Source organism: Epilithonimonas sp. JDS (assembly GCF_021261315.1).
Classification (GTDB): domain Bacteria; phylum Bacteroidota; class Bacteroidia; order Flavobacteriales; family Weeksellaceae; genus Epilithonimonas.
Genome location: NZ_JAJSAX010000012.1, coordinates 1 through 21,333, shown reverse-complemented (window position 1 = coordinate 21,333; position 21,333 = coordinate 1). Strand labels below are relative to the sequence as shown.

Sequence of the window (21,333 nt, the reverse complement as noted above, 5' to 3'; positions counted from 1 at the left end):
TATTGAATGTGAGGATTTTAAGATAAATTATTTTGGCTTTTACATTACCAGAATCTAACATAAAGTGCTGTCAATAGGAGTATTGTAATGACAATTAAAACCATTGTTTTTGGGTCTACTTTGAACATTGTTCTATCAATTTCAAATGCTTTCGGATTAATTTTTGGTCCTGCAAAACTAATGAGAATCATCATCAAAACAGTGATAAAAAATGACCAGGCCATATTGATTAAAAACGGGATTTCTGTGATGGTATGAACCACGCCGTTTTCTAACTTTTCGTATGTAAAAGCTGTATACAACCAGGTTTCTTTCCCGAAAAAATCCACCGCAAAATTGTTGAAAAATACAGAAAGTACAAATCCTAAAACAACTCCGACCAATGCTGCTGTTCCAGTTGTTCTTTTCCAAAACATACCAAGAAAGAACATTGCAAAAACACCTGGACTTATAAATCCCGTGTATTTCTGAATAAAAGTAAATCCGCCCTCACCACCAATTCCCAGCACATCTGTCCAGGTGAATGCTAGTGCTATCAGCATTGCAGAAATAATGACCCAACGACCCATCCTTACCATTTGAATTTCCGTTGCATCCGACCTGATGTATTTTTTATAAATATCCAATGTGAAAATAGTAGAAATGCTGTTGACCTTTCCGGCAAGGGAGGCGACAATCGCGGCAGTAAGTGCTGCTACAGCAAGTCCTTTCAGCCCAGTTGGCAAAAACTGTAAAATAGCAGAATAAGCTCCATCTTTTACACCATTAAAACCTTGTAAATGTCCTTTTGAGTATAAAACATACGCAGCTATTCCCGGAAGCATTACAATGACCGGCATGAATAATTTTAAAAATCCGGCAAACAGAATTCCTGTTCTTGCGGTTTTTAAATCGGCTCCCAAAGCTCTTTGTGTAATATATTGATTACATCCCCAATAGTTAAGCTGCACGATCCACTGTCCTGCAAAATACATCGCCAAGCCCGGCAGAACCACATATTTCTGAACCTGCAAATTTTCCGGCATTGCCAATGTGGTCGTACTGACAGACGGTTTATCCAAAATAAGTTTAAAATGCTGTGGCGCTTCCTTCAGCAATGTTTGGAAACCTGCGAATGCATTACCAATTTCCCTTCCGTTGATCCTCTGATCCACGATTTGAAGTGCCATATAAACAGTTGCAAATCCGCCAATGATAAGAACTGCCACCTGAATAACGTCGGTAAAGCCAATAACTTTCATTCCGCCAAGTCCAATGAGGAGCGCCATAATCAACAAAGTGATCATAATTGCATGAAAATTATTACCACCTAACAATGTGTCAATTGCTAAAGCGCCTAGGTAAAGAATTGAGCTAAGGTTCACGATGATATACAAAAATAACCAAAAAACCGCCATAATCAAAGAAACCGATTTGTTGTACCGAACTTCTAAAAATTGTGGCATAGTGTAGATCTTGTTTTTCAGATAAATGGGAATAAACCAGATCGCAACAATGATCAATGCAATCGCGGCAATCCATTCGTAAGCAGCAATGGCAATACCCACGAAAAAACCTTCTCCACTCATCCCGATAAATTGCTCGGCAGAAATATTGGAAGCGATTAAACTGGCGCCTATTGCCCACCAGGTGAGTGAGCCTTCTGCCAGGAAATAATCTTTGCTGTCTGAAGATTTTGATTTTTTTCTGTAATAAATCCAAAGTCCATACCCTATGATCAGTACGAAATACACCAGGAAGACGATAATATCTAGAGTTTCCATAAATTTTTGTTTGCTGAAAATTTGTAAATAGTTTTTGATGTGTATTTTTCTCCCGGTTTCAAAACAGTGGAAGGGAAATCATCTTGGTTTGGGGAATTCGGGAAATGCTGAGTTTCCAGACAAAATCCTGTTCTTTTTTCGTTTTTTCCACCAGATTTGTTCATAAATTTCCCATCCAAAAAGTTTCCGGAATAAAACTGCAGGCCAGGTTCGGTTGTCCAAACTTCCATTAGTCTTCCGCTTTTTTCGTGGTAAACGCTGGCTGCTTTTCGAAATCCCAATCCTTCGATGATCCACGTGTGATCGTAGCCACTAGCAGTTAACAGCTGTTCGTCATCATTGAAAATATCTTCGCCGATGGTTTTTGGTTTATTAAAATCAAAAAACGTATTGTGCACTGGTCGTCGTTCTCCGGTAGGAACCAGGCTGGAATTTATTGGAAGAAATTTATCTGCGTGAATCTGTAATTTGTGATCAATGATTGGTTCTGAAAAATTTCCGCTCAGATTAAAATATGAATGCTGCGTCAGATTGATAAATGTAGACTTGTCTGTCTGAGCTTCGTAAGAAATTTCTAAACTGTTGTCATCCTTCAAAGTGTAGAAAACAGTTGTGGTCAGATTTCCAGGAAAATTCTGTTCGCCATCTTTACTGAAATAGGAAAGTCTTAAGGTCGGAAATTCGGTGTTTTGTAAAATTTCTACATCCCAAATTTTATGGCTGAAACCTTCTCCTCCTCCGTGTAATGCATTGGTTTTGTCATTTTTATCAAGAAAATAATCTTTGCCGTCGATGGTAAATTTCCCTCCCGCAATTCGGTTCACATATCTTCCGACAATTGCGCCATAATAGTATTCATTTTCAAGATAGTCTTCGGGATTTACATAGCCCAACACAACATCTTCCCAGTTTCCGTTTTTATCTGGTGCCAGTAGGGAAGTGATGATTCCGCCAAGATTAATGATCTCAACACACATCCCATTTTTATTTTTTAAGGTATAACAGTTTATGGTTTGACCATCTTTTGTGATGCCAAAATTGGAAACTTCTATTGTATCCGAAGTGGATTCTGTTATATTTATTTCTCTATTTTCCATCGTTGATCATTATTAATCGATTGATATTGATGAACTCAACCATATTAATTTTTATTTTTATAATGTATCAGAGGAAGGTCTCTAAGGATCTGTGCACTTTGTTCAGGCGTAATGTCGCGCTGAGCCTCCGCAAGAAGTTCGTATCCCACCATAAATTTTTTCACCGTTGCCGAGCGTAACAATGGCGGATAAAACATCATATGGAAATGCCACTCAGGATGTTCTTCACCATCTGTTGGCGCCTGATGGATCCCGGCAGAATAGGGGAATGAGACCTGAAAAAGATTATCATATTTTACGGTATTTAACTTTAGGATTTCTGCGAGGGATTTTTTTTCTTCTTCGGTAAACTCGAGGATATTTCTAATGTGTCTTTTACTTATAACCATCGTTTCGTATGGCCAGACAGCCCAGAATGGAACCAGTGATACGAAATGTTCATTTTCGAAAACAATCCTTTCTCGGCTTTCCAGTTCTTTTTTTAAATAATTTGCCAGAAGGGAAGTTTGATTCTTTTGGAAATATTTCTGAAGGTTCTCCTGAGTTTTTGCAACCAAAGTCGGAATACTGGACTGAGACCAAATTTGTCCGTGCGGATGCGGATTGCTACATCCCATCGTGCTTCCTTTGTTTTCGAAGATCTGTACGTGGTTGATGTAATCCAATGCACCAAGTGTTCGAAACTCATTCTGCCAGACTTCTACCACTTTTGTCAGATCATCTACAGACATTTCCGGAATCGTAAGGCTGTGATCTTCGGAAAAACATACCACACGGTTGATTCCGCGCTCAGGTTTTAACTTGAAGAAATCATCAGTAAATGTCTCGTCCGGATTCCATTGAATATCATCCTTCAGGAGTGCTCCAAAATCGTTATCGAAAACATAAACACCTTTATAGTTCGCGTTGATGTCGCCATTTACTCTTTGGTTTCCGGCACAAAGGTAGCAGTCGGGGTCATGCGTGGGAAGTGGTTTTTCATTAAAAATTTCCTGCTGTCCCTGCCACGGTCTTTTGGCCCGTTGTGGCGACACGAGAACCCATTCGTCAAGGAGAGGGTTATACCTTCTGTGTGGGTGTTCTTTATAATTAAATGTTGACATTGATTTCGTATTTTAATGTTCCTTCAGAAATTTTGACAGGATATATTTTGAGATTGATATTAAATTCTTCCAGGTAAATTTTTGCAATTGTTTCCGCCACTTTTTCCGCCTGATCTTTTCTTATTAGATTGATGGAACATCCGCCAAAGCCACCTCCCATCATTCTTGCTCCCAAAACACCATCTAGTTTTAATGTTTCATTCACCAAAAAATCGAGTTCTTCACAGCTTACACCATATTGCTTTGAAAGTCCGAAGTGCGTTTGTGATAATAGTTTACCCAGAACTTCAAATTCACCTATTTTAAGGGCATCTGCGGCCAAACCTACTCGTTGGATTTCCTCAATCACAAAAGTGCATTTATCATAGATTGAATCTCCCAATTGGTTTCTGATTTGGTTTAGCATTTCTATGGTGACATCTCTCCAGTTTTTGACTTCTGCAAAATTGCTTTTAATCAATTCAAGTCCTTTTTCCACGTCCTTTCTTACGTCATTATATCCAGAGGCAAGCAAAGAATGCTTTACACAACTGTCGAAAAGAACCAGTGTATTGTCTCCCAGGTCAGCATTGTAATATTCGTATTCCAAAGTATCGCAATCGAGCTTGAATACTTTATCTTTCTTTCCAAATACAGAAGAAAACTGATCCATAATTCCGCAATTGACACCCGCAAACGTATGTTCTGCTTTCTGGCTGATTAAAGCAATCTCTTTCTTTGAAAAATTGAGATCGAAAAGTTGATCGAGGGCAAATGCAAAACCACATTCTAACGCTGCAGACGAAGAAAGGCCTGCTCCAATGGGAATTGTACTGCTAAAAGCCAACTTGACGGAGCCAACTATTTTTCCTCTTTCCTGTATCTGATTAATTACGCCTAGAAGATAGTTGGTCCACGAAACGTCACCTGATGGCTTTAGTGGTTGCCGATGATCCAATGTATAATGATCGTCCATATCAATGGCGAAAAAGTGGCTTTTCTCACTTTCCTCATTCTTAGAGATAGCGATGCAAATGTATTTGTCAATGGCAGCCGGAAGTACAAAACCATTGTTGTAATCGATATGTTCTCCGATGATATTGATTCTACCGGGCGACAGAACGATCAATGACGGTTCAGCATCATATTGATCCCTGAAAATCTCGATGGTTTTATTTACCAGTTGTGTCATTTTTATAATTATAATATATCTGTAAAAATTGTTTATCTTATTTCAAAGAGTTTTGTTTTCAATCCTTTCTTAATTAAATTTCTTTTTTGCGAATGATCTTTCAATAATCACAATCACTAAAATTGATCTCTATGTTTTGTTTTTGTTGATTTCCGTTTCTATTTAATAATTGATTTTAATGTTTATACTATTACGAAAAGAATCGTAAAGTGTCTGTTTGAGCCATTTTATTAATTATTAATTAACTATTTATTAAGAGATGTTTAAATCTAAAAATGTTTGCGTTAATTTACATACCAATACCTACCAGTTTTTGTTAATATCCAACTAGATTGTTTAAAATGAGATTAATTTACATCGATAAAGAGAGCTTAACACCTATCTATCAACAGATTGTAGAAAGTATTGAAGATGCTATAATCAGCAAAAGATTGTTTCGTAATGACAGGCTTCCTTCTGTCAATAAAATATGTCTGGAGCATAATATTTCTCGTGATACCGTTTTCCTGGCTTACGAAAAGCTAAAACAAAAGGGGATCATAAAATCGATTCCTGCAAAAGGATATTATGTGAAACGGGAAGAGTTCAGTTATGATAAGAATTATTTTGTTCTCTTTGATGAGCTTAATTCATTTAAGGAAGATCTTCTCTCGGGATTTCTAAAACCTTTCGACAATAAAGCACAGGTTGATATATACTTCCATCATTTTAATTTCAGTGTTTTTAGAAAACAGATTATGGATAATATGGGAAATTATTCAAAATACATAATTATGCCCGGAAATCTGGAAGGCGTCGAGGAGGTGATTGCAAAACTCCCTGAAAAAGATGTTTACATCATCGATCAGATGAGGGATTCTTTGCGACAATACTCTGGGATTTATCAGAATTTCATCGAGGACATTTACAATTCTTTTGAATCATCAAGGCACATCATAGAAAAATATAACCATTATATCTTGATCTTTCCTGGTGACAAAGAACCTTCTGATATGGTAAAAGGTTTTACGAAATATTGCGAACAGTTCGAAAAGAAATTCGCTGTGATTCCTTCATCCAATGATTTCAAATTAGAAAAAGGACAGTTATTTCTTATTCCCAACGACAGACAATTGGTAGAAACTGTGGAAAAATGTAAGTTACAAGGTTTGAAACTGGGAAAAGATATCGGGATCATTTCCTATAACGAAACACCGCTGAAAAAGGTGGTGGAAGAGGGAATTACTACCTTATCCACAGATTTTTCCGAAATGGGAAGACGACTTTCCGAAATGGTAATAAAAAACGAAAAGATCCAGATAGAAAATCCAGCCACTTTAAGAATTAGAAAATCTATTTGAAGTGGTTAAATGTTTTAATTTTGCATACTGAGTTATGTACAAACGTATGAGATTTCAGCTCCTGAACAGCATACTAGATGTTGGACATCTTATGTAATCGTGTTCTAAAATCGTAGTATTACTACAATTTTGAAAATATTTAGTTTGCCTTACGCTGCATTGTATTTTGTTTCTTAAATTTAGTCTTTGTTAATTTTAGCTTAAAAAATGATTGCAGAGGACAAATATATAAAGTTGAAAGTCAATGGATTGTTGGATTTAGAAAAGCTTTCAATCGAATACCAAATCCCAAAGAATGAACTAATTGCCTTTCATAATAACTATTGTGAAATCAGCGAATTGTTGCCTTTGAATCTGCCAAAATATGTTCCATTTATTTACATTCCCAAAAATAATTTTGAATCGAGAAATGTAAAACTGATTCAAAGTAACACATTAAAATATCCCATTAATAAGAGTCAGAAAGAATATGGAGTTGTTCTGACTTATTTGCATTCGGACACAAAAATCCATTATGAGGTAATTACTAATAGAGAAGATAGTGCTGTAGAAATTCATAAAAAAAAGAGCTTTGTCAATAATAAGGAAGTTGAAAAGATAATTGAAAAACTTTATGAGAAGGTAGCAGGTGCAATTTATCCTTTAAAGGTTTCTGTAAATTCCAATGGCGGTTTTTCAAAAATTGAAAATGAAAAAGAGATTGCAGAAAGATGGAAAAGAGATATTTCACCAGAGCTAAAAGAATATTACGTAGGAAAAACGGCTGAAGAAATTCTTGCAAAGTTGGACCGCACATTTGAAAATCTGAATTCAAAAAAAGACTTTTTATCACGGAGTATTTTCCATCAATTATATTTTCTTCCGGTTTTTCAGACCTATTCCGGATATACCAAATCAGGAGTTCTCAATCTTTATTTTGCAAAGATTCAAAAATATATTTCGTATGATATTCGGTATTTTTTGAGCAAAGAATACACAAGAGGAACTAAAATTGCATTGCAGATTACAGGAAAAGAGCAGAATGATCCATCTCATAATAATGGAGAACCAGGCAATGTAGATCTTCTGTATAAATTTCATAAAGACACGAATGAATTATTCTCGATAGCAGGAACAGTATCAACTTTTAATAAGGGAAAAGAACTCAAGATTGAATTTGAAATGTTTGAAATTTAATATTTTGAACCACTGAAAACCACTTAAAAACAATGTTATGAGTGAGAAACATCTCGTTTGCCAAGGCGCTCTCTGCCGGTGCAATTTTGGGACGACACCAGATAAATTAAAGGTATTGACCCAAAGCCAACACTATATCAATGATAAGGATGGCAGCGAAAAATTAATGGCGACGCATAAAGATATTGGGAAAACTTTTGAAAAAAATATGTTTGGCAATTGCGCTAAACTTAATAATAACCCTTGTCAGGTCAATGTAACGCAATGGAGTGGTTTTTATAAAAAAATAACCTTGGAAGCAAATAGTGGAAATGCATTATTAGAAGACAGCAAAGCAACCTGTCCCATAGGAAGTCCGGACTGTATTACAATTATCAACCACGGACAGACAGCAGAAGTTTCCAAACAAAATGTAAAAAATGCAGATGAGGAGGTTTTGGCGGAACTATTCCCTTTGATGGATCTCAATGAAGAAGAACTTTTTTTAAACATCAAAAATATCTGATATGAGAGACGGTTTGCATATAATAGTTTTGAATAACTCTGATCAGAATAAATTTGATGCTTCTTTTGGTTCACTCACATTACAGAAAGCTGGTTCTTTTAAAATTAAGGTTAGAGAATACGAAGAAGCTTTCCTGAAAAAGCAAAAAAAAACCGATGAAGCTTTGACCTTTGCTGAGACCAAATGGAGAGAAAGAGCAAAAGAAGGCTGGAGTAGAGAGAAATTGGAAGAGAACTGGAAAGCCAATGAAAGAGAAAGAAATGCTTCTGAAAAAGTATTAAAAGATGAATTGGAGAAAAAGTTTGCTGACGTCAATTGGGTTTGGACTGTTGCACCAAAAAAATTGACACCATCTGATTTGTCGCACAACGATTCTTTCTCCGTTGGAATCAAAGATAAAGGTGAATACAATATAAAATTCCCAAAGATTTTGGAAGGTGGCGGAATGGCTTATCTGGAAGCATTTTTTCCCACAGCCGGAGCTAAGGGCGCAAAACCTTTTGGTGTATTTGTAAAAGCAACTGGTGTTCCAAGAATTGTACGTGTAGAATGGACAGATTTTAATTATAATTTACTGAAGGATAAAGTTGTCGCCTTTAATTCTGAAGTTCTACTCCATATTTACACCGAAGGATTATATGGACAAGAGGTTGAAATTAATCTTTTTGATGAAGACACATTCAGTGATGATGAATTGAATATTGATAAAAAAAGTGCTTTTCAACGGGAGGTTAATATTTATAAAGTACATCCAAAAGAAATAGGAAAACCCGGAGTTGCTGATACGTTGGTAAAAGCAGATCAGGACAAAACAGATCTCAAAGTTGATAAAGAACAATACTTACAAAAAATAACAGTAGAAGTAAAAGTGGATTATGGCTGGATGAAACTGGCAGGAAAGAATCTGAAAATTTATCCAACAGTCAAGTCAATAAAAACAGGGAATTACTTCGAAAATTTTTCCAGAGAATTTTTGGAAGTCGGGATGAATGGAACTCTATATGATGTGCAAAAGGAGGTTACCAATATGCCTGTTTTGCAGAGTGAAATAGAAACTAATATTGCAGCATACCACCCGTGCAAATATTTGGGAATCAATCTAAATGTAATTCCAGAAACTGATAAAGAAACAAACAGAACTATTTTTAAAGAAAATAATACGGTAAGTCCTGATCTTTACGAAATTCCGATCATCTGTCCCGATACTGATCATTTCAAGGATTATGCTGTGGCGCTGGACAGCTTGGAGACAAAAGAATGCAGATTTGATGGAAAAACGAATGATCATGAGACCAAAAGTCTTACCGTCACCAAAATTCCCGAAAATTTCAAAGTCTCCGGTAATGATGGTAAAACTTTAAACTTTAAAGCAGCATTTAATTATCATCCAGGCAATGATAATATTGTAGAAATGACATCGCTTAAAATGTTAGAATTTATATGGCCTGTAAGCCTTCCGAGTGATAACAAACATTCTCTGGAAGTGAGAGCCTTGTCCTGCAGATATGAAAAGACTGTAAAAATCTTAGCATATCCGGATGTAAAATGGGCACTAGATTTTAGATTTGGCATGAAAGGTCCAGAGCAATACACCCACACAAATCTTCCTACTTATCCGCGAAATAGTGATCCGGAGAAAGTTGATAAAAACCCTCAATCCAGACATAGTGACTCTTTTGATAAAGCTAAAAAAGCTGGAAGAATAAACACCTACGGAATGGAAAAAAGAGCCAATGGAATGGAATTGGAATTTCAATTGGTTCTGAAAGCAGAATACAACAAGGGGGAGGAGATAGAACTTGCGGACAAATATGCTCAGAAAATTAAAAAATTCCTGAACCTGCTTTTGGGACTGAAAGAAGGTTTGGACTCTTTGACCCAAATTGATAAAATTAATTCAGGTCACAAAGCATCTGTTAAAGCTATTGGAAAAATTGGCGGAAAACTCTTCAAAACACCGATTATAGGCAGTTTAGATTATCCAGCTCTAAGTATTGGTGGAAAGTGGCAGGCAGCAATCAACAGTGAAACCAATGAAGTCTATACAGATGGAAAACTGATGTTGCGGTTCAATCCATTGCTTAAAGGAGATGTTTCTGTAGATATTATTGCGGCGGCTTCTTATGTTCCTTTATTTGGGCAGGCAGTGAAAGCAATCGAACTGGCATTGAACGCTTCAGGTGCAGAACTTAATTTTCTGCTTACGATTTTTGGACAGGTAAATGTGGAGTATGAGTATGCACTTGCACAAAAAGGCGGATCAAATCTTAATTTAAATGGCGAATTAGGACTTAAACTCACATTATCCGGTAAGGTAAAAGTAAGTTTGAATGCTGTTATTTTTTCAATCAACGGTGAAGTGCAGGCCGAGGCTTACGCTGTAACTTCTATAAAACCCAAAGCTAGTATTGGACACGACAAAAAAGGAACTTTTCTTGAGGCAAAATGTGATTTTATGGGAATCAACATTGTCTGTATCGTTACCGCTAAAGGAAAAAATAATCAGGTTCAGTATAAAGATACCTACAACTTATTGGAGAGGAAAGACGAATTTGTCAAATTTAGCAAACATTTCATTTCATCGGATGTGTAGAATCGATGTATACCCGGTAAACAATTAATTTGAAAATAAAAATATGAATCCCAAAAAACCATATTACACTGCAAAAATTCAGATACAGGCTTGTTATTATGAAGTTTTTTTAAATGATATACCAATTTTTAGTTATGGTGCAAAAGGTGGCATATCCAATGAAATACCACTTAACAATTCTATTTTGTCGAGTGGCAAACAAACGCTGAAAATACGATTGACACCAATGTTCAATCAGCCACAATTAAATGAACAGGTAGACCTGGTTCTAAACTATGGATATAATGAGTTGATTGGTGAAAATAAATTGAGCGATTATGTGCAGCTTGGTAGTTTTAAATTGCCAAACGAGATCAAGGATAAAAGACTTCCCTTTTATGAAGTAGAATTGCCTTTTGAAGCTATCGTACCTTGGGATTACCAAAGCATTTTGGATAATGCACAAGATTTGACGCCGTTAGAAAATAAAATGGATGCTACTGTTCGTAGATTTTATGATATTATTACAAAAAAAGACTCTAAAAGTTATTTTGAAATGATGGAACAGAGTCTCATCATCCAATCAGAAACTGAATATATGTCCAAAGAAGAGAAGGACAGACTTTACAGAGATGTCGGTCTTAGCAATATTAGAAAAGTTTTGCCTTTGGATGATTACAATTTTAAATTGTATGCAAAGGGCAAACTGGTAAGATTTTACAGCAATAATAAGGATGAAAATGGAAATAGATATCTGTTCAAATATACTGTGGCTCCACTGATAGAAGGGAAACAGGAAGGCGAAGGAGCTTTCAATTATCTATTTTATCTTCCGAAAGGTAAAACGCAAATGGAGGTCTTTTAGAAAAAATTGGTTATGACAAAAAATAAAATTACTGATACTGAAATTCCCTTAGTTCTAAAAAAATTTAATAAAAGCCTGGCCTTGTCGACAGTGATTTTTCCTTTTATTTTTACAGTTATTTGTCTCCCAATTTATTTCTTATTTTTCTTCCTCACTTTATTTTTAACAGGAGAGAATAACAGCAACTTACTTACATTGTATATTGGAACGATAATCTTTTTGGTTTTTATCAATTTTTTATATTGTAAAATAGTGATAAACAAGAGAATAAAAGATAAAGAAATCTACAAAATCACTCAAAACTTTACAATTCAAAAAAAAGATAATTATACATATACTTCTGAAAATGTTTCTAATAGCGACTATTATAGACTAAATCTTTTAGATGAAAAAAAAGACGAAATTGGTATTTATATTTCGAAAGACGATTACTACAATGTAAGAGAAGGTCAATCTTTAAATCTTACTTACTACGAACTTCTTGACATTCCGGTTGAAGGATATTATAACCATCAAAAATTAGAATTTTTTAAGTTTTTTATAATTAAAAAGTGGAGTAGATTAAAACAATTATTACCTGTTTTGAATTTAAGAAAATAATAGCTTCAACACCATTGGAAATTATCAGATAGTATGATGAATGCTCACGCGTCTTCTCAGTCCAATATCATTCTAAAAGATATCTTCAAAAATTTGCTTCTTTACGTCCTCAGTTAGGTTTCAGAAATAATGAATCTTTTTTATAAAAATCATTTTTTCCACCATAAGTTTCTATAGTATCTATTTTATATCCTTCCTTTTCCAAAAAAAAGAGATTACTTAATTTGTGAACTTCCATTCCAAAAGTCAATCTACTTAAACCTTTTACCTTAAACTGACCGCTTTCGGAAGTTGTTGTAATGTGTGTTTTCTTTCCATCTAAGATTTGGAATATATTTACATCATTAAGCGGTTTTTTAGTTATCGAATCATAGACAAAGCATTCCATGGGTATTCTTTCCACATCATTGACACAGGCTAATAAAATACTATTTATTAAGAGTACGACTACAATTTTTTTCATTTGATACAAAATTTTGTTAACCAGACCAATCCCAGAACATCTTTCTCTGCAGCAACTGTTCTATTTTTATCTTTTTGTTTCGGTTCTTTGTTATAGTATTTCATTAAATCTATTTCATCCGATTTTGCATTAGGATAATTTTCTCCATCTGTATCCATTTCATCCCAGTGCGTTACTTTTTCCAGAGTCGTTTCATTACCTTTAGTGGGTTTTGTATCTTGTGGAAAATAATATGAACTTCCTTTATGCTGCCAAGAATAAATTGTACCATTGTATGCTTGAAGAAGCTCATGTCCTAATTCATGAGCAGCAGTTTCTTTAAATTCTTCATCTTCATTTTTTGGGTCTTGATATTCCCATGTGTTAGTGTAATGGTATTCATATATATAGCCAACATTATAAGATAATCTTTGAATAATTCCAGTGTCGGGAATAAGATTCATTGCATCATCATCTAAATTACCGTCAGTATAGCTGCCTCCCGGATTTCCTGAACGCATCCAGCTTTCATTAGTATTATAAATTTAAGGTAATGAATTCATCGCATTAGAACTTGAAGACACAGGAATTATGTCAGCCTCATATTTTTCATCATTAATATTGACAAATTTCCCCAGAGACAATCCATTTTTTGAACTTCTACTCCAATATTTGATGCTTTTATTCGATGAGAATTGAATATCAGTGGAAATTTCATTTCTCTCCATTTTCGTTTCACTATGCACATCACCATCAATCATTTCCGTTAATTTCCCGGTAATAAACATACTCGCATCACCAATCACAGAAGTCATCTTCATCGCGCCCACACTTTGCGTTGCATTCAGTCCGATGCTTTGGCTGCTGTTCATCCGATCGTTTCACTGGCATTCATTCCTACTGTTGTCGTCATACTTTCAGTAACATTAATATTCATATTCTTACAATTCAGCGTCATAGTCTCAGGAGCGGTAATATTAATATTGCTTCCGGTCGTATCCAGATGGATTTCATTTCCAGATTTATCAGTGATGATGATACTTTCGTCCTCTGTGAAAACAATCCTGTGATCACTTCTAGTCTGTATTGATTGTATGCGGTTGTCTGCAAATCTGCACAAACCAACGCCACCGTGAAACATTCCGCTCACTACGGAACGCATGACTGGAAGATTTTGCACAAAATTTAAATAGATTATTTTATTTGCTCATATGAACCAATCATATAAGTTCTGATAATAGATTTAAATTTATTATTATTTGATAAAAATAAATCTATAGTTTTATCTGTCTTGGGATATGTAAAGGGATTGTAAATGATTGAAATAATTTTATTATCATCTAATATGTAAACGGTACCTCTTTTAAAGTAATCAAAAAAATAATTACCTTTTTCAAATTCGTTATTTTTGTCTGTTAATTGTTTTTTTAAGTTTTCAAATACTTCTTCAGCTGTAAACTTATTTTCATAATAAATTTCAGAAATTTCAAGGTTATTTTCTGTTTTTATTGTTATTCCTTTTTTTATCTTATCCAAAAAATATAATTTGTCTAGTACGGGATAAGCACTATTAAATATTTTGCTTTTGTTTAGCGAAGAATAGTTTTTGCTACCTTTTATGAGAATGTTGAATGTCTTGTTAACAGAATCTTTTTCGCTCAGATTTATTTTAGGAACCTCTTTCTGTAACTCTTCAATTTTATATTCCCTTAAAATCTTGCTATCAATTTTTGCCTTAGTTGTATCTATTTTTTTCTGCAATATTTTATCATTTTTCTTAGTTTCACAATTAGTAAAGCAGAATGTTAAAATAAGTAATAAAAATAAAGCTTTCATATTATTTTTTTGTCTTTCAAATTAGCGCCCATCATTATTTTCCTTGTTTTATCTGCAGTAGAGAATTCTCTGTGTATACCAGCATAATCATAATACTTGATACCACTTATATTACCCGAATTATCATAATATATGATTTAAAGATAACTGAATGTCCACCATTAAAGTTTGGAGCGTTTTTTCCACAAAGAGCATTTTTAATTTCTTCTTTTAATAATTTCCAACCGATTTCATTATAATCATTCCAATACTGAATCATTGCGCCTTCTTCTAATTTTCCTTCCCAAATCCCGTTGGGTGTTACCAAGATCGCATAGCCATTTTTAGATAATGCACCGCCAACTCCGTAACCGAAATATTTATCCTCAATAGTAGAAATTATTGTCCCTGAAAATCGATAGTCTTCATGTTTTGTACTTACAATTATAGCATCAGTGATATTCCATTCATCAAAATATGCTTTTTCAACTCTTTTCATTGTGATAGCAAAACACATCTCTGTAGGTTCTTAATATTCGTTAGCTACCTATTAAAGCATTTATTTATTACAAAATTTATCCTAGGGTAATAAACAAACCTATAATTCAATATCTTTAACTATTATTTTATTAAACACTTTATCTTTAATAAAAATTTTCAGTAAAATAGCTCTAGCTTTTATATCTGTATTATTTTTCGAATGACAATATTTTTCTACATCATTTTTATTAATTACATTTAAGCTAATTTTATTTTTATTTTGAATAAAATTAAAGGCAGTCGGGCTTGTATTAGTTTTCTTGTAAGAATCACTTACTAATTTTTTAAGATTTTGATCTAAAAATTTAGTAATATTATCATCTAAAAAAAAAGAATCTCCTTTATAGCAAGAGTTTTCGATAGATGCGTTAAAATTTTTATAGGTAAAATTAATTGAATCAATTTCTGATGAATTAATTGATTCATAATCTATACATGTTTGAGTTCCATCATCAAATAACAAGCAATAATTTTTTATAGAAATATTATTGCTTTGAGATTTTTTATAATTAGTTTCTGTGCTTTTACTATTACAAGTTATCACGAAGAATGAAAATAAAATAATGACTGAACATTTGCTTTGACTACTTAGTTTTCTCATCTTGATTTGGTTTCACGGATTTGAGTTATTGTTACCATCAAAAATTTGCCCCAACAGAAACATTTTTTATTGCTCCGACACTTTCATTTTGATTTATTCCTACAGAATTACTCTGGTTTTGCCCGACAGTTGTAAATCTATTTGTCGAGGTGAAAGTTGAGTATAAATCTGCTCAATTCTTTTTAAAAATCTTATTATTTCTTCTATCTTAATTTTAAAGGGTTTATCTAAATCAGTTTCTTTAATTAGTTTTCCGCTCTCATCAAAGTTATAACATGCCAATTTCACAGTCGTTTTTAATGTGGATCCTTTGCTCTGTATATTAGAATTTGGGTAAAATGCTTTGCCTATGGTAAATAAAGAATCTTAGGTGTTATAACACTATAATAACCCCTCTCATTGTATCCAAATTCTCTAATTCTTGAATCATTGTCTAATATGTAGACATAATCTCTTCTGCTTCATCCCATTTTAGTATTTTTTGTCGTGTTTTGTTCTTTATTTTGTGGTTTACAGCTGTAAGGTTGTAATTACTAAAAATAATAATAAAATATTTTTTTTCATTTTTGTTTTCTTTAGTTGCTCTTTGCCAGAGTTTTTTTCCATTGCCGATGAAAAGTACTAACAACTGGGATTCCTACTATATCTGAAAAATCCATTATGTTATCCGTTTTCTCACATTCAAATGTAAAATCACTTAATATATTCCCATAGAATGTAAAGTCTCGTGATCTACCGTACTAGCTGCGAGCCCTTTTCTATAAACTACTACTGTTCTCAAATCTAGTTTTTTTCCTATTGATCTACCACTCCTATATACACCTCCTTGCATTTTGTTTTTTGGACATTTTAGATTTGAAGAAGTTTAGATTTTAGTTTTTTGAGTCATATAAAATCTCTACAGAATCATTATGTTTTCCGTTGATGCAAGTCACTTTCTGAATTTCCCCGTTGATACCGTTTAGCGCAATAATTATTTTTGCCCCGTATTTACCTTCATATTTACCTCTGTAATTAATTATATAAAGATTCATTGGATTATCATTGTAATTTTTGTCAATGGTAGTATAGTTTGAAAATAAATCAATTTCTTTCTCTTTGCAAAACGAAAAAACATCTTGAGGTGTTATTTTGTAGTTTTTGTCCATATCTGTTTCTTTGATGAGCTTGCCATTGTTATCGTATTCATATTTAATACCGACAGGACCGCCCTCATTTCTAAAGTTAACCCACTTTCTTAGAATAATTCCTTTAGGATTATATTCTTTGTAAACTGTAAATAAAGAATTTTTAGGCGTAGTACTACTGAAATATCCACTTTCAGTATCCCCAAAAATATTTATATATGTACCATTATTATCAGTATAAATTAGATTTTCATCTTCATTTTTATGCTCATCAAAATATTTAATATCAAAATATTCAGTTTTTGAACTTATTAGTTTTTTATAATCGTATTCACTATTCATTATTTTATGTTTTACAGGTTGTGGTTTATTTATTATCTTATCTTTCTCTTTTTTGTCCTGTGAGTTACAAGAAGTCATAAGAAGTAAGAAGCTTAGATAAAGTATTTTTTTCATTCTTTTATAAAGTTTAATGGTAGTAGACTATCGTTTTCCAGCTTAAAAAAGTAAACAAGGGTGCCTTCTTTATATAACAATTTTTCATAATCAAAGCCTTTTATCGTGATTGTATCTTTACTAAAATGATATGAATAATTTTTCCATAAATTTTCTCTTAGAATTAAAGGATCATTAGTTGTCATTTGATATAGATGTATTTTTACACTGTCCTTTTTAAAATACAAATGGCAGGAAACATATATCATAATCCTCCTGTCATTGTTTTTGCACAAGCAGAAGCAACTACAGCCTTATGCTACTTATTATTCATTTTATTACACGAAATAACTGAAATCAATATTAAAAAAATATTTTTTTCGTAGTTTACTCTTTTTCTGATCGACTTTGTAATGTTTTCCATTGCCAATGATACGTACTAATTACAGGCGTACCAATTAAATCAGAATAATCCATAATATTTTCAGTTTTGTTAATTTCAAATGTGAAATCACTATTATTGTCAAAACTGTGATATAGTCCCATTGAGTGAAATACTTCGTGAGCGATAGTACTATCTCTAAAGCCAGATGCAAATACAAGTATTGTTTTAAGTTTTGGATCAACCATTGTTCTACCGATGCCTGAAATATATGGATTGTTCTCATTAATGAAATATACTTTGTAAACATTTTGATATTTGTTTCCATATTTCTTATCTAATTCGTTATTTAAATATTGGTATAAATCATCTCCCAAAGAATTTTCTATCCATTTATCACTAGCTCCGTTAGGGTTATTAATAATATTTGCTATTCTATTAAAATTAGTTTTACGATTATGCGTTTGTTTGGTAATAGGATCAACATCAGAATTGCATTTCAATGTTAGCGTCTTGTCAAAATTAGGATTAATCAAAGCCTGATTCATATATTTTTTTAACTCCGCTTCTCTACCTGTTGGCTGTCCTTTTCTTACTTTGTTTCCGATGTCTGTCCACACCTGTACAAAGACAATTTGTACTTTATATCGATCTATGTTTTTAAGAACATTTAATTTTCCCGCTAAAGATTTTTCCAAAACTCCCTTTGAGTTTTTATAGGTTGCAACTACTTTTATACCCTGATCAGCACCAAATTCTTTTAAACAAGAGATGGTCATTTCAATTTCGTGTGTTCCAACAGATAATGGAAAAGCAGGATTTGTTATTTTGAAAAATTTAACGTCATATTCCAATTCTAACTTTTCTGGTTTTTTATCAATTTTTATTATTGTTCGTAATGTTGCAGTAGTGTTATTATACGTTGATTTGGCGACAGTTGCTTTTATTGAACCATCGTTTTGTTTAATTTGCTTTATAATGTTTTGAGGGTATAGTGATAGCCAAGGTACACAATAATTGATTCCTTTCTTTTTTCCATTCTTATCTTTAACAAAAAAAGTATGAGGATTAAATTTTTTCATTAATTTGATAAATTCATTTTTATCTTTTTTCATTACACCTCCTTGTGAAGCGTAAACACTTCCATACTTTCCCATTATATCACGATAATATACATCACCAGGTATTTTTGTATCTCCAACTCTTACCCAATCAAAACCATAGTTGTTGCCATTCCAATTATTTTTTGGTCTAAAGGTTATTAAGCACCTGTCATCCACATATATGGGAATCATTCTGGGATTACCATATGTTACACCTTTTTTAATACCCGTTTCGGTTATTTGTTTTCCTGCGGTTGTAATAATACTCTCATTAGAGTACATGCTATGGCCCTTTGCTGAAATCTTTGTATAAATTCCTTTTACAATTCTCGTTCTAGACATAATTAATGTGCTTTAGATATTTCGCCACTATTATTTTGAATTTCTTCCTGAGCATGTTTATTTACAAACTCGTCTGATTGAATATTTATGCTTTTCTCACTCACCTCATTTCTCTCCATTTTCGTTTCACTATGCACATCTCCTTCAATCACTTCCATTAATTTTCCAGTGATAAACATATTCGCATCACCGACCACAGAAGTCATTTTCATCGCACCCACACTTTGCGTTGCGTTCAGTCCGATGCTTTGGCTGCTGTTCATTCCAATGCTTTCGGTGGCATTCATTCCTACTGTTGTCGTCATACTTTCAGCAACATTAATATTCATATTCTTACAATTCAGCGTCATCGTTTCCGGAGCTGTAATATTAATATTGCTTCCGGTCGTGTCCAGATGAATCTCATTTCCTGATTTATCAGTAATGATAATGCTTTCATCTTCTGTGAAAACGATTTTATGTCCACTTCTGGTTTGTATAGATTTTACGCGGTTATCCATTCCACCACCCAAACCAACCTGCCCATGAAACATCCCGCCCATCACAAAAGGCCGGTCCGGATGATTGTGCACAAAACCCACCATCACCTGATCGCCAACTTCTGGAATGGCGACGTAACCACGATTCTGTGTAATTTGGTCTGTTCCACCAGCATCCGGACTCATCATTCTGATGAAATTCGTGGTGTCGTGCATTTGCCAGTCGAATTTTACTGTCACTCTGCCTTGTCCCTGAGGATCGGTGTTACTGATGACTGTTGCAATCTGCGGCTGTGCAGTAGGAACTTCGAATTGTGGTTTTGGAAGGAATCCTGTGTCACTTGCAATCGCTTTGAAAGTCCCGTGGTAATGTCCCAAAGTATCCACATCGTGCGTAGCTTCCGTTACCATTATTCTTGTGAAATAACTGGTTTGGTTGCTGTCCGGCTTTCTCATTTCCAAGTCGGCAACGCAGCCCGGATACAGAAACGGAATCGAAATATTGCCACTCACCGTGAAAACTTCCACCGCCTTGCTTCCGGCTGTACTTTCCTGGGAATTCACAACATCCTTATCTGTTGTCGCCTTGATGGGAGCAACCTGTAAAGATCTTGTCTGGAAAATATCTGTCTGTGTTTTGCCGTAAGCGGTTTTCGCCAGATCGCTTTTATGTTTAATTTGTGTTTCGCCGGATGTCAGTTTTGAATGCTGGCTGCTGTTGTAGCCATAGAATTCCGGTTTTGTGTGAACAGCCTTCAACTCAACACGGATGTCGCTGACGTTGCTGCCGTATATTAATTTTAGTGGTGGATTCTGTGGCGGCAATTTACCAAAATGAAGCACTTCTCCGTCGTAATAAAACTGCTCGCCATAAGCTTCTGCCATTCTAGCAAGATAATTATAATGCGTCTCATTGTACTGCACGCTGAATGGGATTTCGGAATAGTCATTGGCATCCACACGAACATCGTATTTGCTGCTTCCCAATCCTTCTTTGATAAGCTGCGAAGCAATAATGCTGAGACTCACGGGACTCTCACCTCCAAAACTCTGAACTGTAGGCGCAGAATCCAGTAAAATCGTAGGACTGTAACCGCCGAGAACGATATTGGGAAGTCCACCTTTTTCCTGACTGAAACCTACTTTGGTAATTACGCCCACAAATGTCCGCTCCGGACTGTCCGGAATATCTTTATATTTTTGAACCACCGTGATTCTCTTCCCTAAAAACTCGTGGCTGGATTCCAGATTGTGATCTTCCTTGCCTCCCAAAGTGTCGTGCGCCAAAACCAGTTCGAACTCGTGGTGCTTGCCGGAATTTTGAGATAAGGTGAAATTTTTATAATGCGAAATCACTTTTCCCTCAATCACGATATTGAGTTTTACAAGCCTGTTGATCCCGAAGATCTGGCTTGCGGAGATTGAGTTGGCACTATTATCTGGTTTAAAAGTCGGGCGGACAGGCGTATTTGGCGTTTCCATATTTGGTGATTTTAGTAATTTTTTATAAAAGATTTTAAAAAGGAACCTGAATGTAAATACTTAATTATTTAAATAAATTCATTCAAAGTTTCATTCAAATCTTCGTTTTAAAGATCATTAGACCAATAAAAATATTTGTCTGGAATAGATTCATTTTTTTAATATAAAAACCACATCAAGAATGATGCAATTATTATATAAAATAGTCTTATTAAGCAAAAATCCTGATGAAAAATGCCAAAATTGGATCTTCATCAGGATTTATTTCAAGGATTTGGTGTAGAATTGATAATCAAAGATTATTTTGCTCCCGGCCAGATTCCATCGTAAGCTGAGTTACCGTAATCGATTTTCTCGGCACTCACCACGAAACTGATGAACATATTATCTTCA

At 34.1% G+C, this 21,333-nt stretch carries 20 protein-coding genes; 6 read left to right on the top strand and 14 right to left on the bottom strand.

Annotation, left to right across the window (positions count from 1 at the left end; genetic code table 11):
• Positions 1-44: 44 nt before the first annotated feature.
• Genes LUD75_RS18965 through galK form a run of 4 tightly spaced genes read right to left on the bottom strand, consistent with a single transcriptional unit; the run spans position 45 to position 5,134 of the window.
• Complete coding sequence (locus LUD75_RS18965; RefSeq protein ID WP_232707380.1) at positions 45-1,763, bottom strand: sodium/solute symporter; 1,719 nt, start codon at positions 1,761-1,763, stop codon at positions 45-47.
• Positions 1,751-2,860 carry an aldose epimerase family protein gene (locus LUD75_RS18960; protein ID WP_232707379.1) on the bottom strand — a complete coding sequence of 370 codons (1,110 nt, stop codon included), beginning with the start codon at positions 2,858-2,860 and terminating at the stop codon, positions 1,751-1,753. The genes LUD75_RS18965 and LUD75_RS18960 overlap by 13 nt, the downstream gene beginning before the upstream one ends.
• 44 nt (positions 2,861-2,904) lie before the next feature.
• Positions 2,905-3,963 carry a UDP-glucose--hexose-1-phosphate uridylyltransferase gene (locus LUD75_RS18955; protein ID WP_232707378.1) on the bottom strand — a complete coding sequence of 353 codons (1,059 nt, stop codon included), beginning with the start codon at positions 3,961-3,963 and terminating at the stop codon, positions 2,905-2,907.
• Positions 3,950-5,134, bottom strand: coding sequence for a galactokinase (galK, locus tag LUD75_RS18950; RefSeq protein WP_232707377.1), 1,185 nt, complete (start codon positions 5,132-5,134; stop codon positions 3,950-3,952). The genes LUD75_RS18955 and galK overlap by 14 nt, the downstream gene beginning before the upstream one ends.
• Positions 5,135-5,475: 341 nt before the next feature.
• On the opposite strand from galK, the gene LUD75_RS18945 reads away from it, so the two are divergent.
• The 6 genes from LUD75_RS18945 to LUD75_RS18920 all read left to right on the top strand — a co-directional run bounded on the left by LUD75_RS18945 (position 5,476) and on the right by LUD75_RS18920 (position 12,192).
• Positions 5,476-6,474, top strand: a complete 999-nt coding sequence (locus tag LUD75_RS18945) for a GntR family transcriptional regulator (RefSeq protein WP_232707376.1) — start codon at positions 5,476-5,478, stop codon at positions 6,472-6,474.
• Positions 6,475-6,681: 207 nt separating this feature from the next.
• Positions 6,682-7,650, top strand: coding sequence for a hypothetical protein (locus LUD75_RS18940; RefSeq protein ID WP_232707375.1), 969 nt, complete (start codon positions 6,682-6,684; stop codon positions 7,648-7,650).
• 37 nt (positions 7,651-7,687) lie between these two features.
• Positions 7,688-8,155, top strand: a complete 468-nt coding sequence (locus tag LUD75_RS18935) for a DUF4280 domain-containing protein (RefSeq protein ID WP_232707374.1) — start codon at positions 7,688-7,690, stop codon at positions 8,153-8,155.
• 1 nt (position 8,156) lies between these two features.
• Positions 8,157-10,748 carry a hypothetical protein gene (locus LUD75_RS18930; protein WP_232707373.1) on the top strand — a complete coding sequence of 864 codons (2,592 nt, stop codon included), beginning with the start codon at positions 8,157-8,159 and terminating at the stop codon, positions 10,746-10,748.
• A gap of 43 nt (positions 10,749-10,791) precedes the next feature.
• Positions 10,792-11,592 (top strand): hypothetical protein, encoded by an 801-nt coding sequence (locus tag LUD75_RS18925; protein WP_232707372.1) that lies wholly within the window; start codon positions 10,792-10,794, stop codon positions 11,590-11,592.
• 12 nt (positions 11,593-11,604) lie between these two features.
• Entirely contained in the window at positions 11,605-12,192 is a 588-nt protein-coding gene (locus LUD75_RS18920) for a hypothetical protein (RefSeq protein WP_232707371.1), read from the top strand.
• Between the two features lie 109 nt (positions 12,193-12,301).
• Here the strand turns inward: LUD75_RS18920 and LUD75_RS18915 are convergent, their stop codons facing one another.
• The 10 genes from LUD75_RS18915 to LUD75_RS18870 form a co-directional block, all read right to left on the bottom strand.
• Positions 12,302-12,655, bottom strand: a complete 354-nt coding sequence (locus LUD75_RS18915; protein WP_232707370.1) for a hypothetical protein — start codon at positions 12,653-12,655, stop codon at positions 12,302-12,304.
• Complete coding sequence (locus LUD75_RS18910) at positions 12,652-13,155, bottom strand: hypothetical protein (protein ID WP_232707369.1); 504 nt, start codon at positions 13,153-13,155, stop codon at positions 12,652-12,654. The genes LUD75_RS18915 and LUD75_RS18910 overlap by 4 nt, the downstream gene beginning before the upstream one ends.
• 24 nt (positions 13,156-13,179) lie before the next feature.
• Positions 13,180-13,506, bottom strand: coding sequence for a hypothetical protein (locus tag LUD75_RS18905; protein WP_232707368.1), 327 nt, complete (start codon positions 13,504-13,506; stop codon positions 13,180-13,182).
• Entirely contained in the window at positions 13,503-13,796 is a 294-nt protein-coding gene (locus tag LUD75_RS18900) for a hypothetical protein (protein WP_232707367.1), read from the bottom strand. The genes LUD75_RS18905 and LUD75_RS18900 overlap by 4 nt, the downstream gene beginning before the upstream one ends.
• A gap of 32 nt (positions 13,797-13,828) precedes the next feature.
• A complete protein-coding gene (locus LUD75_RS18895) occupies positions 13,829-14,470 on the bottom strand; it encodes a hypothetical protein (protein WP_232707366.1) in 642 nt (213 codons plus the stop codon).
• A 106-nt stretch (positions 14,471-14,576) separates the two neighbouring features.
• Entirely contained in the window at positions 14,577-14,948 is a 372-nt protein-coding gene (locus LUD75_RS18890; protein ID WP_232707365.1) for a hypothetical protein, read from the bottom strand.
• Positions 14,949-15,047: 99 nt separating this feature from the next.
• The gene (locus LUD75_RS18885) at positions 15,048-15,590 is read right to left on the bottom strand and encodes a hypothetical protein (RefSeq protein WP_232707364.1); all 543 of its coding nucleotides are present in this window, start codon (positions 15,588-15,590) and stop codon (positions 15,048-15,050) included.
• Positions 15,591-16,462: 872 nt separating this feature from the next.
• Complete coding sequence (locus tag LUD75_RS18880; RefSeq protein ID WP_232707363.1) at positions 16,463-17,173, bottom strand: hypothetical protein; 711 nt, start codon at positions 17,171-17,173, stop codon at positions 16,463-16,465.
• A 366-nt stretch (positions 17,174-17,539) separates the two neighbouring features.
• A complete protein-coding gene (locus LUD75_RS18875) occupies positions 17,540-18,979 on the bottom strand; it encodes a reprolysin-like metallopeptidase (protein ID WP_232707362.1) in 1,440 nt (479 codons plus the stop codon).
• Positions 18,980-18,981: 2 nt separating this feature from the next.
• Positions 18,982-20,940: a phage baseplate assembly protein V gene (locus LUD75_RS18870; protein WP_232707361.1), complete on the bottom strand. Its 1,959-nt coding sequence runs from the start codon at positions 20,938-20,940 to the stop codon at positions 18,982-18,984.
• Between the last annotated feature and the right edge of the window lie 393 nt (positions 20,941-21,333).